This window comes from Leeuwenhoekiella sp. CH_XMU1409-2, from assembly GCF_037029365.1.
GTDB classification, from domain to species: Bacteria; Bacteroidota; Bacteroidia; order Flavobacteriales; family Flavobacteriaceae; genus Leeuwenhoekiella; species Leeuwenhoekiella blandensis.
The window spans coordinates 335454-349841 of sequence record NZ_JAYMEI010000001.1; the positions used below are offsets into that span (position 1 = coordinate 335454).

Genomic DNA, 14388 nt, shown 5'->3' on the forward strand with positions numbered 1-14388 from the left:
TTTGAAAATGTGGACTAAAACTAAAATATTAAAACAGTTAGAACATCTTCCGGAAGAGTTTTCAATAGATCAATTGATTGAACAGCTTTTGAATTCTGAAGATGAAGGTGTGCGCTTTTCAAAAGAGGATTTAATATCTCGTGTTAATGAATCTGAAGATGATTATACTCAAGGCCGAGTACAATCTTTGAAAGATTTAAATAAAACATCAGAAACGTGGTGACGAAATTATGCGTATTCTCTGGTCTCAATTTGCAATTGATCGCTTAAAGGAAAGTTTTGAGTATTATGCAGAGCATGTAAATAAGCGTGTAGCCCATAAAATAAGAACTGAAATTTTAAGTGCTTCCAAGTATTTAGAGAAACATCCGGAGTCAGGTCAAATTGAAGAAAACCTCAAATCTTTAAAATTTACGTATCGTTATATTCTGGTAAGTAACTATAAAATTATTTATAGAATAGTGGATGGAGATACAATACTTATCAATGATGTTTTTGACGTGCGACGTGATCCAGATAAGATGTTGAATTTATAAAAATCAAAAAATCCCCAAACTGCAGTGCTGTTTGGGGATTTTTGTTTCAATTTATATCCTAGCTTAATCTAGAATGCGAATCACAAAGTAATTCTTCTTTCCGCGTTGTAAAAGAACAAAGCGGTCGTTGATCAAATCATCTGTAGTAATGGTGAAATCTTCAGCTACTTTTTCCTGATTTACAGAAATTGAATTCTGTTTTAAAGCGCGTCGTGCTTCCCCGTTAGATTTTAAAAATCCGGTTTTTTCTGCCAGTGCACTTACCATATCGAGTCCGGCTTCGATCTCACCACGGCTTACTTCCGCTTGCGGAACCCCATCAAAAACATCTAAAAAAGTTTTTTCGTTAAGCGCTTTTAGGTTTGCTGCTGTTGACTTTCCGAAGAGAATTTCTGAAGCTTTTACCGCGTTCTCATAATTTTCAACGCCGTGTGTGCTGATGGTCACTTCTTCTGCCAGACGCTTTTGCAAGGCGCGCTGATGTGGCGCTTCTTGATGCTCTGCGATAAGATTCTCTATTTCTTCTTTTCCTAAAAAGGTGAAGATCTTAATGTATTTTGCTGCATCCTCGTCGCTGGTATTCAACCAATATTGGTAAAATCTGTATGGAGAAGTGCGTTCTGCATCTAACCAAATATTGCCGCCGGCAGTTTTTCCAAATTTTGTTCCGTCTGCTTTGGTGATCAGCGGGCAGGTCATCGCATACGCTTTTCCACCACCAATTCTACGCACCAATTCGGTTCCAGTAGTGATGTTTCCCCACTGGTCGCTTCCGCCCATTTGCAGCGTTAGCTCTTTTTCACGATATAAGTGTAAAAAGTCATAACCCTGAACGAGTTGGTAAGTAAACTCAGTAAAACTCATTCCTTCCGCAGATTCTGCAGATAGACGCTTTTTAACCGAATCTTTGGCCATCATATAGTTTACGGTGATGTGTTTCCCCACATCGCGTATAAACTCCAGAAAGCTAAAATCTTTCATCCAGTCGTAATTGTTCACAAGAACGGCTGCGTTTTCTTCATCAGAATCAAAATCAAGAAAGCGCGATAATTGCTCTTTGATAGCTTCCTGATTGTGACGCAAAGTATCTTCATCAAGCAGATTACGCTCGTCAGATTTACCTGAAGGATCGCCAATCATACCCGTGGCACCACCTACAAGCGCAATAGGCCTGTGGCCGCTTGCCTGAAAATGTTTCAACATCATAACGCCTACAAGGTGACCTATGTGAAGCGAGTCTGCAGTTGGGTCGATCCCCACATAGGCAGATCGCATTTGTTCCATAAGGTGTTCTTCAGTCCCGGGCATCACATCGTGAATCATCCCACGCCATTGCAGCTCTTCAACAAAATTGGTAATCATAATTGCTAGTTTACGCGCCAAGCGCGATTTAAAATCTTTTTTTCTTACTACTGCCTGTCGAAAAGGATTTTATAAAATCAATTTTGCAACTGCGGCAGCGGGTCAACCTGTGACCATTTCTAAGCCTGCAAATATAAATATTATGCACAAAGCTTAGCTGCAAGAATAGAAGAATATGACTAACTTCGTAGCTATGATTTTAGTTACGGGAGGTACCGGTTTAGTTGGGTCGCATTTGTTGTGGCAATTAGTTGCGCAAGGCGAAAATAAGATACGTGCGATCTATAGGACCGAAGCTAAAATTAAAACGGTAGAAGCGCTTTTTCAATGGAAAAATAAGCAAGCTGAAGCGACTAACATGTCGGCTGATTTTTCTCAAATTGAATGGATTCAAGCAGATGTGACCGATATTCCTGCTCTGACCGAAGCTTTTGCCGGAGTTGCTAAAGTTTACCATTGCGCCGCACTGGTTTCTTTCAATCCTAAACGTTTTGACGAACTTCAAAAAAACAATGTCGAAGGCACAGCAAATATTATCAATTTGTGTTTAAAGCATCAGGTTGAAAAATGCTGTTATGTGAGCTCGGTAGCGGCATTGGGAGATAGTGTAAAAGCCATAACTGAAGAAACGCATTGGGAAGCCAATAAAGAAAATAGTGTTTATAGCATTTCAAAATTTGCTTCAGAAATGGAAGTCTGGCGTGGTACGCAAGAAGGCCTCGGTGTGGTGATCGTAAACCCGGGAGTAATCTTAGGAGAAGGCTATTATAACAGTGGAAGCGGCACGATGTTTAAGCAAATCGCAAACGGACTAAAATTTACAGTTCCCGGTTCTACAGGTTTTGTTGATGTGATTGATGTTGTGCGCGCGATGATTCTTTTAATGCAAAGCGATGTGCACAATGAACGCTTCATTTTAGTTGGTCATAATCTTGCTTTTGAAACCGTATTGAAAAATACAGCTACAGCTTTAGGAGTGAAGTCTCCTTCTAAAATGCTTAAAAAGTGGCAACTTGATCTCACCTGGAAAATAGATTGGTTTCTAAGTCTTTTGGGTAAACGACGTCGCCTCACTAAAAGTACCGCAAAATCTGCTTTTACGCAGACCGTTTATGACGCATCTAAATTAAAAGCTGAGCTTGCAGATTTTGAATACACGCCAATAAAAGAAACTTTACAGCGCGTTGCAAAGCATTTTAACTACTCACAGGAGCGATAAGCGAATCGGTTTTTAATGGTCTATCAGGCATTGGCGTGTTTGCTTTTTTGATAGAATCACGTCTGCGTTTACTTTCTTCAATGCGAATACTGTCCAAATCATTCTGCTTAAACTGAATTTCGTCACGTTGTGCAGTAAGACGCGTGCTTACCTCTTCCCACATCGCGATATATTCATTAAAATTTACGCTGTAATAATCGATACTTTGTGCTAGTTGCAAACTGTCGATTTCGTACTTATCGTAGATAAACGAGTCGGGTTCTATACCTAAAGCACGCATATCGTTAACACTATAGGTCTTGAGCGCGCGCAACAAGGAGATGTCATATAAGATATCGGTCATTTTTTCCCGCTCGATAAAATTATCGGGCTTTTGAGGGCGCTCGATATCGTGACAGCTCAGTACTGCCAGCATAAATAAAAGCAAGATGTAGCCTTTTTTGATCATCGGTTAAAAGTTAAACGCTTTCCATGCTTCTCATCGTATACTTTAAAGTTTTTATAGGCCAGTTGACCGTTTACAAACGTGTGAGAAATGCGCGATTTAAAGGTGTTTCCTTCAAAAGGTGACCACTTGCATTTATAGAGAATATTATCTGTAGTTACTGTCCAGGGGTTGTTTAGGTCTACTAAAACAAGATCTGCATAATAACCGGGTTTGATATAACCGCGTTTTTCTACATCAAAAAGAATAGCCGGGTTATGACACATCTTTTCAACAATTTTCTCCAGACTTATTTTACCCTCGTGATATTTTTCAAGCATTGCAGGTAACGCGTGTTGTACGAGAGGTCCGCCACTAGGCGCTTTAGTGTACACATTTTGTTTTTCTTCTAAAGTGTGCGGCGCGTGGTCTGTCGCGATGACATCAAGACGGTCGTCAAGCAAAGCTTCCCATAGTGCAGCGCGATCGGTCTTTTTCTTTACCGCGGGATTCCATTTGATAAGGGTTTGCTTGTCTTCATAATCTTCATCAGAAAACCAAAGATGGTGAATACAAACTTCTGCGGTGATCTTTTTATCTTTTAATGGAATTTTATTGTCAAAAAGCTCCATTTCTTTAGCTGTAGAAAGATGGAATACATGCAAACGCGCACCGGTTTCTTTTGCTAAAGCGATCGCTTTTGAAGAAGATAAATAACAGGCTTCTTCACTGCGAATAATGGGGTGCATATTGATAGGAATATCATCACCGTAGCGTTCTTTATAGATCTCCAGATTGTTCTTGATCGTTTCTTCATCTTCGCAATGAACAGAAATGACAAGATCTGTACTCTTAAAGATCTCTCGTAAAACCTCTTCATCATCTACGAGCATATTTCCGGTAGAACTTCCTAAAAAGAGTTTAAGGCCGGCAACTTTTGTTTTGTCGACTTTCTTGATTTCAGAAAGGTTGTCGTTAGTCCCGCCAAACATAAATGAATAGTTTGCGTGCGATGTTTCGGCAGCGCGACTAAATTTATCTTCTAGTTTCTCAATCGTAGTCGCTTGAGGGACGGTATTAGGCATCTCAATGAATGAGGTGATCCCACCGGCGACCGCAGCGCGAGACTCTGAACCTATCGTTGCTTTATGCGTAAGCCCCGGTTCTCTAAAGTGCACTTGATCATCTATAACTCCCGGTAAAAGGTGTTTTCCTTCAGCATCAAAAACATGCACGTCAGGACCTTTAACGCTTAGATTTTGACTTATTTCTAAAATTATTCCGTGTTCAATGTAAACGTCGCCACGCACAATGGTGCCTTCATTTACGATATGCGCATCCTTGATCAGTACCTTTTCCATCTATATATCGTAACTTTTAAACAGACTTTTAAATTTCATTCCTAAAACGCCAAAAACGGCTTCACTAAAAATACCTGTACTCATTTTGCTGGTACCTTTGGTACGATCAACAAATATCACAGGTACTTCAATAATATTAAAACCAAGTAGATGCGCTTTGAATTTCATTTCAATTTGAAAAGCATAGCCTACAAACTTGATTTTATCAAGGGTTATTTGCTCGAGCACTTCACGTCTATAACAAATAAAACCTGCGGTCGTATCTGCAATATCTAAGCCAGTTATAAATCTAACATATTTTGACGCGATATATGACATTAAGACGCGTCCCATAGGCCAGTTTACCACATTTACTCCGGTCTTGTATCTTGAACCTATAGCAAGATCTGCACCGCCTTTTGCACACGCATTATACAGCCTGATGAGGTCATTAGGGGCATGCGAGAAATCTGCATCCATCTCAAAAATATAGGCATAATCACGCTCTAATGCCCATTTAAATCCTGCGATATAGGCTGTGCCCAAACCGTTTTTGCCGGGGCGCTCGAGCAGGTGAATTTGTCCAATAAATTCTTCTTGTAAACTTTTTACAAGCTTGGCGGTGCCGTCTGGTGAATTGTCATCAACCACCAATACTTCAAACGCGCGTTGCTGCGCAAAAATGTTGCGCACCAATTTCTCAATATTCTCGGCTTCGTTATAGGTAGGAATTATGACGAGCGAACCTGCCATCGTTGTATGATTTATGCGCAAATGTAAAGATTTTGAAGGTTATTTGTTCTGGCATTTATTCAAACTCTCGTATTTATGGTAATTTTGGACCTATAAAAAATCAAGAGTTTGCAAGCCTTAGAACGCAGTTTTAGTAGTAATGACTGGATTACCATAGTACTTGTGGCATGCTTGGTTCTTGTGGCAGTAGCCAAAGTGATCTATGAATCCCGTTTTGTAGATTTTGCAGAGCTGCTGGTAAATGAAAAGTACCTCTTAAAATCAAATAAGGATATTCGCTTTGAAAATCCATTTAACCTGATTCTTTTTACGGTTCAGTTCTTTTCGATCTCCCTTTTTATCTATATTATCTTTAGGGAGTTGGGGGTTGAGACCGATGCTTCTTCCTTTCTGCTTTATGTGCGTATTGTTCTGGCTTATGTGGTATTTGTATCCTTAAAGTTTTTTATAGAGCGTATGCTAGGCGTTTTATTTAATGGCGAGCAGGAACTCAATACGTATCAATTTTCAAAATTGAGCTACCGCAGTTATTTTGCATTGGTATTACTTCCTGTAAATGCGGTATTTATATATGCGTTAAAACCCGGGTTTATTACCATTTGTATCATTGTGGGAATCTTTCTGATTTTTAACGTAATCAGCCTATTTAACACGTATAGACGGTATGAAAATATGATTTACAATAATCTGTTTTATTTTATTTTGTACCTTTGCGCACTTGAAATCGCACCCTACTTCATTTTATATAAGGTGTTTAGTTTTATATAGCTTGAATATGAGGAGTGAAATAAACCCAAATTTAGAATGTCTATGAAAGTGAAGACTATTTTGGTTTCGCAACCAGAACCAAAAGTTGAGAATTCCCCCTATTTTGAGTTACAGGAAAAGAAGAAGGTAAAAGTTGACTTCATTCCATTTATTCACGTTGAAGGTGTATCAGGCAAGGAGGTTAGACATCAAAAAATTGACCTTAGTAAATACACAGCGATCATCCTAACCAGCCGTAATGCTGTGGATAATTTTTTCCGCATAGCGGAAGAAATGCGTTTTAAGGTGCCAGACAGCTTGAAGTACTTTTGTCAAAGTGAAGCTGTAGCTTACTATTTGCAAAAGTATGTGGTATATCGCAAGCGTAAGATTTATGTAGGTAAACGTACGTTTACTGAATTGTCACCTATTTTAAAGAAGTATAAGAATGAGAAGTTTTTGCTTCCATCATCAGATTCTTTAAAGCCGGAGGTTCCTAATGTATTGAATGATCTTAAACTGAACTGGGATCGTGGTATTTTTTACCGTACCGTGGTAAGTGATCTGTCACACCTTAAAGATGTTACTTATGACATTTTAGTATTCTTTAGCCCAAGCGGAATCAAATCACTATTTGAAAATTTTCCAGATTTTAAACAAAACGACACACGCATTGCTGTTTTTGGAAACTCTACCATCAGAGCCGTAGAAGAAGCTGGATTAAAGGTGAACATCAAAGCACCTACTCCAGAAACTCCATCAATGACGATGGCTTTGGAGAAATATATTGACGACGTCAATAAAAAATAACGCGCTCTCAAAAAGAACTAAAAAGGCTCCTGATCAGGAGCCTTTTTTTATGGAGTCATCTCTAGCCTAAAGGCGGTTGCCCTGCTAAAAGTTCGTCATTTGCAAAAGCTTCAAATTTTTTGAAATTCTCTTTAAAGGAAGCTGCTAGTTTGTGAGCAGTCTCATAATACGCTTCATCGTCACCCCAAGTTTGGCGCGGACTCAAAACATCATCTGGAACTCCCGGACACGTGCGGGGTTGTGCCACTCCAAAAACCGAATGAATATGGTAATTCTCGTGATCGATAGGGCCAAAAGAGTTGTTTAAAACCGCGTTGATCATTGCACGCGTGTATTTTAATTTCATACGTTTCCCTACGCCATAAGGTCCGCCCGTCCATCCTGTATTGATGAGCCAAACATTTACGCCGGCTTCTTTCATCTTCTTACTTAGCATTTGTGCATACTCGGTAGGATGTAAAGGCATAAACGGGGCTCCAAAACACGCAGAAAATGATGGCACAGGTTCATTTACTCCTGCTTCGGTGCCGGCAACCTTTGCGGTGTAGCCGCTAATGAAATGATACGCTGCCTGTCCTGGTGTTAATTTTGAAATAGGAGGTAAAACCCCAAAGGCATCTGCCGTAAGGAAAAAGATATGCTTTGGGTTTTTACCCACAGAAGGCTTTTGAATGTTTTCAATATGATGTATCGGGTAGCTAACGCGCGTATTGGGCGTTATAGACGTATTGGTGTAATCTACTTGTTTCTGCTTATCAAGGATCACATTTTCGAGCAAAGCGCCTTTTTTTATCGCATTAAAAATATCGGGTTCTTGAGCTTCAGAAAGGTTGATCACTTTGGCATAACAACCACCTTCAAAATTGAAAATGGCATTGTCTGCTGTCCAGCCGTGTTCATCGTCGCCAATTAATTTTCGGTTAGGATCTGCGCTTAAGGTGGTTTTTCCTGTTCCTGATAAACCGAAGAAAATAGCGGTTTCGTCATTTTGACCTACATTGGCAGAGCAATGCATAGGCAAGGTGTTTTGCTGCGTAGGAAGTATAAAGTTAAGTACCGAAAAAATACTCTTCTTGATTTCGCCGGTATATCCCGTACCCCCAATAAGAATGGTTTTTTCTTCAAAGCTGATGACGGCAAAATTCTCTTGCCGAGTGCCGTCGATTTCAGGATTTGCTTTAAATCCGGGAGCGTTGAGCACCAGCCAATCTTCTTTAAAGTTATCAAGCTCCTCTTCAGAAGGTCTTAAGAACATATTGTGAACAAAAAGATTAGACCAAGGGTGTTCATTTACGACGCGCACGCCCATTTTGTAACGGTCATCGGCGCAGGCAAATGCATCACGCACGTAGAGTTTACGTTCTGACAAATACGTATTCATCTTGTTACGTAGCTGTCGAAATTTGTTCTTATCAAACGGGATGTTGATAGCTCCCCACCAGACCTTGTCTCTTGTTAATTCGTCAATCACGATAAATCGGTCTTTTGGAGATCTTCCGGTAAATTTCCCGGTTTCTATTGCCAAAGCCCCCGAGTCAGTGGTTGTTCCCTGACCGAGAAGTACACAGATTTGGTGCAATTCTTCTGGAGGCAATTGGTAATGAATTGTGGCATTTTTAATTCCGTATTGCGATATCGCAATCGTTTTCGTAAATAAGGCAGTTGAAGCCATAAAATTGAATTTTTAGAAATACGCCGTAAAGCTAATGCTTTAAAATTATCAAAAAGTTAAAAAAAGATAATTATTTTAGTAATTTGATAAAATTATAAGTGATTGCGATCCAGGCCGAAATAAGCAAAGCACCGCCTATCGGGGTAATCCAGGCAATTGCCGAAATATCAACTCCGGTTATAGGTTTTGTAGTAAGTAAATAAATCGAACCGCTAAAGAGTAACACGCCACTTATAACCAAATAAAAACTGATTTTTTGTGCTTTTTGAGATAAGGGCAATGCGCCGCCGACAAGTAATAATAAAAATGCGTGATACATTTGATAGCGCACTCCGGTTTCAAACGAATTTATAGCTTCAGGCGTTAAACTTTCTTTGAGTCCGTGCGCGCCAAAAGCGCCTAAAATTACTGCGGTTAATCCTAAAAGTGCACCGGTAATGAGAAGTGTTCTTTGCATGATTTTGATTTAAAATACGCGATCAAATGACTAAATTATACACAGCAAAAATACGCTTTTATTATGCGAAACATCTTAATTATAGGGGCAGGAAAATCTACTGCGCAACTTATAAAATATCTAGCCGATAAGGCTTCTTCTGAAAATTTACAACTCATTATAGCAGATCGTGATCTCGCTCAGGCACAGGCATTGGCAGGGAACTATGATTGCGCCAACGCCATTACACTAGATATCTATAATGTTGAAGACCGAAAGGAGCAAATCACAAAAGCAGATATCGTTATAAGTATGCTTCCTGCGCGTTTGCATATCGATGTGGCGCGCGATTGCCTTGCACTCAGTAAAAATCTGGTGACCGCTTCTTATATAAGTGATGCGATGAAGGAGCTTGATGACGAGGTCAAAAAGAAAGGTTTGGTGTTTATGAACGAAGTAGGTCTTGACCCGGGAATTGATCATATGAGTGCGATGCGGGTGATTGACCGTGTGCGAGATGCTGGTGGCAAAATGCTGTTATTTGAGTCTTTTTGTGGTGGTTTAGTCGCTCCCGAAAGCGATACGAATCTCTGGAATTATAAATTCACGTGGAATCCCAGAAATGTCGTTTTAGCCGGTCAAGGCGGGGCGGCAGAATTTATTCAGGAGGGAACTTATAAGTATATTCCGTATCAACGCTTATTCAGAAGAACTGAATTTCTTGATGTGGAAGGCTACGGAAGGTTTGAAGCGTATGCCAATAGAAACTCTCTAAAATACCGAAGCATTTACGGTTTGGAGGATATTTTGACGCTGTATCGCGGTACGATGCGTCGCGTAGGATTTTCTCGTGCCTGGAATCTTTTTGTGCAATTGGGAATGACTGATGATAGCTATACCTTACAAAATACCGAAGCGATGAGCTATCGCGAATTTACCAACCTCTTTTTGCCGTATTCGCCCACAGATTCTGTACAGCTCAAATTGCGTCATATGCTTAAGATTGATCAGGATGATTTGCTTTGGGATAAATTGTTAGAGCTTGACCTGTTTGATGACACCAAAAAAATAGGATTGAAAAATGCAACACCCGCGCAATGCCTGCAGCGTATACTTGAAGATCAATGGACGCTTGCCGAAACGGACAAAGATATGATCGTGATGTATCATAAGTTTGGTTATGAGATCAATGGCAAAAAGAAACAAATTGATGCGACGATGGTGAGTGTTGGTGCTAATCAAACCTATACTGCAATGGCAAAAACTGTTGGTTTGCCGGTAGGCATTGCAGCGCTCAAAATACTTAACAAGGAGATTACAACTCCCGGTGTTCAGTTGCCGATACGGCGTGAAGTTTATAATCCTATTTTAGAGGAGTTGGAGGAAAACGGGATTATTTTTAAGGAATATGAAGTGCCTTATTTGGGATACAATCCGCACCATCAATAAATCAGAATGATTAAAAATTTAAAGTTTTTTACAGGCTTACGCTTATAGTAATGGGGTTAATTGCTATTTTTAGTTGAAATACTATAGGTAATGAAAATTGTAAATGAACAAATAGCAATAGACGGAATTGATAAAATAATCTTGCGCCAACTGATGGAAGATGCGCGTAAACCCATTTTAGAGATTGCACGTCAAGTCGGTATCTCTGGTGCTGCGATACACCAACGTCTCAGAAAATTAGAAAAGTCGGGTTTGATCACCGGTTCAAAGTTCACCATAGATCCAAAGATTTTAGGATACAATACGATGGCATTTATTGGAATCTATTTAGATCGGGCGATGAGCAACCCTAAAGCTGTTAAGCAGCTTGAAGAAATCCCGGAAGTTTTGGAGTGTCATTACACGACCGGAAACTGGTCAATTTTTATCAAGATCCTGTGTAAGAATAACGAACACTTAATGCATCTTTTGAATAAAAAAGTACAGGCGATTGATGGTGTTTCTAGAACCGAAACGTTTATTTCTTTAAATCAGCAGATAGAACGTCAGATTCAGATCTAAGAAATTTAGATACAAGCTTTGGAGCTATTTGTGCCTTTGGTGAAACCAATAAAAAACCCGGCACTCTTTCTTATCAAGTAACCGGGTTTTCCAACTTAACTAACCAACCAATTATGAACAGTTATTGAGTCGGTTATATAGGAGTTACCTTACATCTTTTTTTAAAAAAATTATAAAACCATTAGGTTGCAGCCGCGAATGTCTGAAGTATCAAAACGGCCTAAAATTTCAAAGCGGTTTTCATCAAGTTTTTTACCCAAATCTTGCGTCGCTATAAAAGGACACGAATAGTGATTGGCGAGATCGATCACGTTGATTCCGCCGGTTTTTCCGGGAGCTACATAGTTTAACGCATCTTCGGTGTCGCGCATAAAAACCTGCATCCAAGGCGGATTTGTAAAAATCCCGTTTCCGTTTGAATAGCCCTGAGACAGCAATTCGGTCATCCCATATTCGCTATGAATTTCAGCCACACCAAAACCTTCTTTTAAGATGGCGTGCAACTCTTCTCGTATTAATTCTTTTCTTCGGCCTTTCATACCGCCGGTTTCCATCACAATGGTATTCTTCAGCTTAAATTCAAACAGCTCAACCAGATCAAGCAACGCAAAAGAAACGCCTATTAAAAGCACTTTTTCGCCTGCGGCATCCAGACGTTTTAATTTTTCGCTCAGCGCATTATAATCATTGAGATAAAAGCCGCTATCGGGTTTTTTACTGTCTTTGATCAAGCAATCAACCATATAAATAAGTGACGAGCCATCGCGCTCTAAGTACGATGGAAGCAAGGCAAGCACCGTATAGTCTTCGATAGCGCCATAATGCAGTTTAAAACTTTCGCGAAAGCTTTTTTCGTATAGATCAAGATCGGTCACGTGATGTTTGCTGGTAATGCTGCCGGTGGTTCCGCTACTGGTAAAAACCGTTTGCACGGCATCTTCTGAAGCCACAACTTTAAATTCTTTAAAAAACTGAATAGGCAAAAACGGAATTTGATCAAGCTCAGTAATCGTTGCAGGATCTACCTTCAAATAATTACAAAATCGACGATAAACCGTGTTATGCTCCCATTGATAGTTAAACGATGCCAGCGCAAGGTTTTTAAACTGATCTTGGGTTTGAATAGTGAATATAGAATCTGGAAGCATACCTAATTTTAGAGAATGTAAAGTTATCTAAAATCAAAAAGCAGCCGAACATTTATTATTTTTAAAGCAAGTTAAGTTTATTTAAATGTTACCAATGCGGTTAACATGACCGTGCCAAATATTAAAATGTATCTTTACGATTCGATTAAATTTTCAGTCTTATGAAGAAAAAGGAAATTAAGATTTTGCTTGTTGACGACGAGCCGGATATTCTTGAGATTGTTGGCTATAACCTTAGTAATGAAGGCTACCAAGTCATCACCGCTTCTAACGGAAAAGAAGGTGTGAAAGCGGCAAAAAAGAATAATCCACATCTTATCATTCTTGATGTGATGATGCCTGAGATGGATGGTATCGAAGCCTGTGAACAGATACGTAAATTACCAGGCCACGAAGAAACGATCATTGCTTTTCTAACGGCTCGCGGTGAAGATTATTCACAAGTTGCCGGTTACGATGCCGGAGCAGACGATTATATTACAAAACCTATAAAGCCTAAAGTTTTGGTAAGTAAAGTTAAGGCGTTGCTACGTCGTCTTAAAGAAGAAGAGGAAGGTGATAGCTCGGTTAAAATAGGCGATCTGGTAATCAATCGTGAAGAGTACAAGATCATTAAAGACAAGAAAGAGATGGTACTCCCGCGTAAGGAGTTTGAACTACTTTCTTTACTTGCTTCAAAACCCGGAAAAGTATTTAAGCGAGAAGATATTCTTGATAAAGTTTGGGGTAATGAAGTAGTTGTAGGTGGTAGAACCATCGATGTACACATTAGAAAACTACGTGAAAAAATAGGCGACAAAAAATTTAAAACCATTAAAGGCGTAGGGTACAAATTTGTGGTTTAAATGGCAGTGAATTTTAAAAAATCATACCGTTTTGCAGTGTTTTCATCACTGATGATTACGGTAGCTTTAACGCTCTTTGTGAGCGTTTTTTTCTATATGACTAATGCGATAGACTGGGTGTTTATTGTCTTATTTGCATTGGTATGTTTTGCTTTATCCTTCTTGCTTATTCAAGTGCGGGTAGAACGGTTTATTTACAATCGAGTGAAACAAATTTATGATGATGTTACGCTACTCGATGTAACCTCGTTACGCCGCGGCCAGATCACCACAGATATGTCTAGCCTTACTAAGGAAGTAGAACGCTTTGCGGCGAGTAAAAAGCTCGAGATCGAATCGCTTAAAATTAGAGAAGAATACCGAAAGGAGTTTATGGGTAATGTGGCTCACGAACTCAAAACGCCTTTATTTACTGCGCAAGGCTATATTCTCACCTTACTTGATGGGGCGATGAAAGATAAATCGGTGCGTAAAAAATACTTAAAGCGTGCAGGAGCTTCTATTGAGCGTCTGGTCTATCTCGTTAACGACCTGGATATGATCGCCAAACTCGAAGTGGGAGATCTTAATATTCGCTATGAATATTTTGATATGGTCGAGTTGGTAAAAGACACCTTCGAACTTCTGGAGATGGAAGCTGCTAAGAAGAATATCACGCTCACCACAGATATGGAGTATGATTATCCCATTATGGTCAATGCAGATCGCGAGCGTATTCAGCAGTTGTTGACTAACCTTATCGTGAACTCAGTAAAATATGGAAAACAAGACGGTACCACAGAGATTTCTATAGAAAACCTAATTCAAAATAAAGTGATCGTGCGCGTTACAGATAATGGTGAAGGAATCGCGTCTGAACATATACCACGCTTGTTTGAGCGTTTTTACCGTGTTGATAAAAGTGGTTCGCGTCGTGAAGGTGGTTCAGGACTTGGGCTCTCTATCGTCAAGCACATTATTGAAGCCCATGACGAAAAGATTTATGTTGAAAGCGACTTTGGAGTGGGATCTGAGTTTTCGTTCACCCTTGAAAAGGCCGAAGAGCTCCCCGAAGCTCCCCTCCCCAAAACGTCTTTGGTTGAGTAA

The 14388-nt window shown here is 39.7% G+C and carries 16 protein-coding genes; 9 read left to right on the forward strand and 7 right to left on the reverse strand.

Annotation, left to right across the window (positions count from 1 at the left end; translation table 11 throughout):
- Positions 1-7 precede the first annotated feature (7 nt).
- Together WA338_RS01420 and WA338_RS01425 are read left to right on the forward strand one after the other, a co-directional pair.
- The gene (locus WA338_RS01420) at positions 8-223 is read left to right on the forward strand and encodes a hypothetical protein (protein WP_009778603.1); all 216 of its coding nucleotides are present in this window, start codon (positions 8-10) and stop codon (positions 221-223) included.
- 7 nt (positions 224-230) lie between these two features.
- Positions 231-536, forward strand: a complete 306-nt coding sequence (locus WA338_RS01425) for a type II toxin-antitoxin system RelE/ParE family toxin (RefSeq protein WP_272987031.1) — start codon at positions 231-233, stop codon at positions 534-536.
- A gap of 63 nt (positions 537-599) precedes the next feature.
- Here the strand turns inward: WA338_RS01425 and tyrS are convergent, their stop codons facing one another.
- Positions 600-1898, reverse strand: coding sequence for a tyrosine--tRNA ligase (gene tyrS / locus WA338_RS01430; protein WP_272987029.1), 1299 nt, complete (start codon positions 1896-1898; stop codon positions 600-602).
- 193 nt (positions 1899-2091) lie between these two features.
- Here tyrS and WA338_RS01435 point away from each other — a divergent pair, with 193 nt between their 5' ends.
- Positions 2092-3117, forward strand: a complete 1026-nt coding sequence (locus tag WA338_RS01435; protein WP_040533105.1) for an NAD-dependent epimerase/dehydratase family protein — start codon at positions 2092-2094, stop codon at positions 3115-3117.
- On the opposite strand, the gene WA338_RS01440 is transcribed toward WA338_RS01435, so the two are convergent.
- From WA338_RS01440 to WA338_RS01450, 3 genes are read right to left on the reverse strand one after another with little or no spacing between them, the layout of a single operon-like run.
- Positions 3095-3565 (reverse strand): DUF4296 domain-containing protein, encoded by a 471-nt coding sequence (locus tag WA338_RS01440; protein ID WP_009778607.1) that lies wholly within the window; start codon positions 3563-3565, stop codon positions 3095-3097. The genes WA338_RS01435 and WA338_RS01440 overlap by 23 nt on opposite strands.
- Positions 3562-4902: a dihydroorotase gene (locus WA338_RS01445; protein WP_009778608.1), complete on the reverse strand. Its 1341-nt coding sequence runs from the start codon at positions 4900-4902 to the stop codon at positions 3562-3564. Before WA338_RS01445 ends, WA338_RS01440 begins: the two co-directional genes overlap by 4 nt.
- On the reverse strand, positions 4903-5634 hold the full coding sequence (locus WA338_RS01450) for a polyprenol monophosphomannose synthase (protein WP_009778609.1): 732 nt from the start codon (positions 5632-5634) through the stop codon (positions 4903-4905).
- 108 nt (positions 5635-5742) lie between these two features.
- Between WA338_RS01450 and WA338_RS01455 the strand changes: the two genes are divergently transcribed.
- Both WA338_RS01455 and WA338_RS01460 read left to right on the forward strand, forming a co-directional pair.
- Positions 5743-6402 (forward strand): DUF4271 domain-containing protein, encoded by a 660-nt coding sequence (locus WA338_RS01455; protein ID WP_009778610.1) that lies wholly within the window; start codon positions 5743-5745, stop codon positions 6400-6402.
- A 42-nt stretch (positions 6403-6444) separates the two neighbouring features.
- The gene (locus tag WA338_RS01460) at positions 6445-7191 is read left to right on the forward strand and encodes a uroporphyrinogen-III synthase (protein WP_040532481.1); all 747 of its coding nucleotides are present in this window, start codon (positions 6445-6447) and stop codon (positions 7189-7191) included.
- 61 nt (positions 7192-7252) lie between these two features.
- Here the strand turns inward: WA338_RS01460 and pckA are convergent, their stop codons facing one another.
- A complete protein-coding gene (gene pckA, locus WA338_RS01465; protein ID WP_009778612.1) occupies positions 7253-8863 on the reverse strand; it encodes a phosphoenolpyruvate carboxykinase (ATP) in 1611 nt (536 codons plus the stop codon).
- Between the two features lie 70 nt (positions 8864-8933).
- A complete protein-coding gene (locus WA338_RS01470) occupies positions 8934-9320 on the reverse strand; it encodes a DUF423 domain-containing protein (RefSeq protein ID WP_009778613.1) in 387 nt (128 codons plus the stop codon).
- Positions 9321-9383: 63 nt separating this feature from the next.
- Here WA338_RS01470 and WA338_RS01475 point away from each other — a divergent pair, with 63 nt between their 5' ends.
- Both WA338_RS01475 and WA338_RS01480 read left to right on the forward strand, forming a co-directional pair.
- Complete coding sequence (locus WA338_RS01475; protein ID WP_009778614.1) at positions 9384-10748, forward strand: saccharopine dehydrogenase family protein; 1365 nt, start codon at positions 9384-9386, stop codon at positions 10746-10748.
- Positions 10749-10838: 90 nt separating this feature from the next.
- A complete protein-coding gene (locus WA338_RS01480) occupies positions 10839-11309 on the forward strand; it encodes an Lrp/AsnC ligand binding domain-containing protein (RefSeq protein ID WP_009778615.1) in 471 nt (156 codons plus the stop codon).
- A 170-nt stretch (positions 11310-11479) separates the two neighbouring features.
- Here WA338_RS01480 and WA338_RS01485 read toward each other — a convergent pair whose 3' ends face one another.
- Positions 11480-12457, reverse strand: coding sequence for a LuxE/PaaK family acyltransferase (locus WA338_RS01485; protein ID WP_009778616.1), 978 nt, complete (start codon positions 12455-12457; stop codon positions 11480-11482).
- A 161-nt stretch (positions 12458-12618) separates the two neighbouring features.
- Here WA338_RS01485 and WA338_RS01490 point away from each other — a divergent pair, with 161 nt between their 5' ends.
- Together WA338_RS01490 and WA338_RS01495 are read left to right on the forward strand one after the other, a co-directional pair.
- Positions 12619-13302: a response regulator transcription factor gene (locus WA338_RS01490; RefSeq protein WP_009778617.1), complete on the forward strand. Its 684-nt coding sequence runs from the start codon at positions 12619-12621 to the stop codon at positions 13300-13302.
- The gene (locus tag WA338_RS01495; RefSeq protein WP_009778618.1) at positions 13303-14388 is read left to right on the forward strand and encodes a sensor histidine kinase; all 1086 of its coding nucleotides are present in this window, start codon (positions 13303-13305) and stop codon (positions 14386-14388) included.

Coding starts and splice junctions, on each gene's coding strand:
- WA338_RS01420 (WP_009778603.1), top strand. CDS start 8: ATGTGGACTAAAACTAAAATATTAAAACAGTTAGAACATCTTCCGGAA.
- WA338_RS01425 (WP_272987031.1), top strand. CDS start 231: ATGCGTATTCTCTGGTCTCAATTTGCAATTGATCGCTTAAAGGAAAGT.
- tyrS (WP_272987029.1), bottom strand. CDS start 1,898: ATGATTACCAATTTTGTTGAAGAGCTGCAATGGCGTGGGATGATTCAC.
- WA338_RS01435 (WP_040533105.1), top strand. CDS start 2,092: ATGATTTTAGTTACGGGAGGTACCGGTTTAGTTGGGTCGCATTTGTTG.
- WA338_RS01440 (WP_009778607.1), bottom strand. CDS start 3,565: ATGATCAAAAAAGGCTACATCTTGCTTTTATTTATGCTGGCAGTACTG.
- WA338_RS01445 (WP_009778608.1), bottom strand. CDS start 4,902: ATGGAAAAGGTACTGATCAAGGATGCGCATATCGTAAATGAAGGCACC.
- WA338_RS01450 (WP_009778609.1), bottom strand. CDS start 5,634: ATGGCAGGTTCGCTCGTCATAATTCCTACCTATAACGAAGCCGAGAAT.
- WA338_RS01460 (WP_040532481.1), top strand. CDS start 6,445: ATGAAAGTGAAGACTATTTTGGTTTCGCAACCAGAACCAAAAGTTGAG.
- pckA (WP_009778612.1), bottom strand. CDS start 8,863: ATGGCTTCAACTGCCTTATTTACGAAAACGATTGCGATATCGCAATAC.
- WA338_RS01470 (WP_009778613.1), bottom strand. CDS start 9,320: ATGCAAAGAACACTTCTCATTACCGGTGCACTTTTAGGATTAACCGCA.
- WA338_RS01475 (WP_009778614.1), top strand. CDS start 9,384: ATGCGAAACATCTTAATTATAGGGGCAGGAAAATCTACTGCGCAACTT.
- WA338_RS01480 (WP_009778615.1), top strand. CDS start 10,839: ATGAAAATTGTAAATGAACAAATAGCAATAGACGGAATTGATAAAATA.
- WA338_RS01485 (WP_009778616.1), bottom strand. CDS start 12,457: ATGCTTCCAGATTCTATATTCACTATTCAAACCCAAGATCAGTTTAAA.
- WA338_RS01490 (WP_009778617.1), top strand. CDS start 12,619: ATGAAGAAAAAGGAAATTAAGATTTTGCTTGTTGACGACGAGCCGGAT.
- WA338_RS01495 (WP_009778618.1), top strand. CDS start 13,303: ATGGCAGTGAATTTTAAAAAATCATACCGTTTTGCAGTGTTTTCATCA.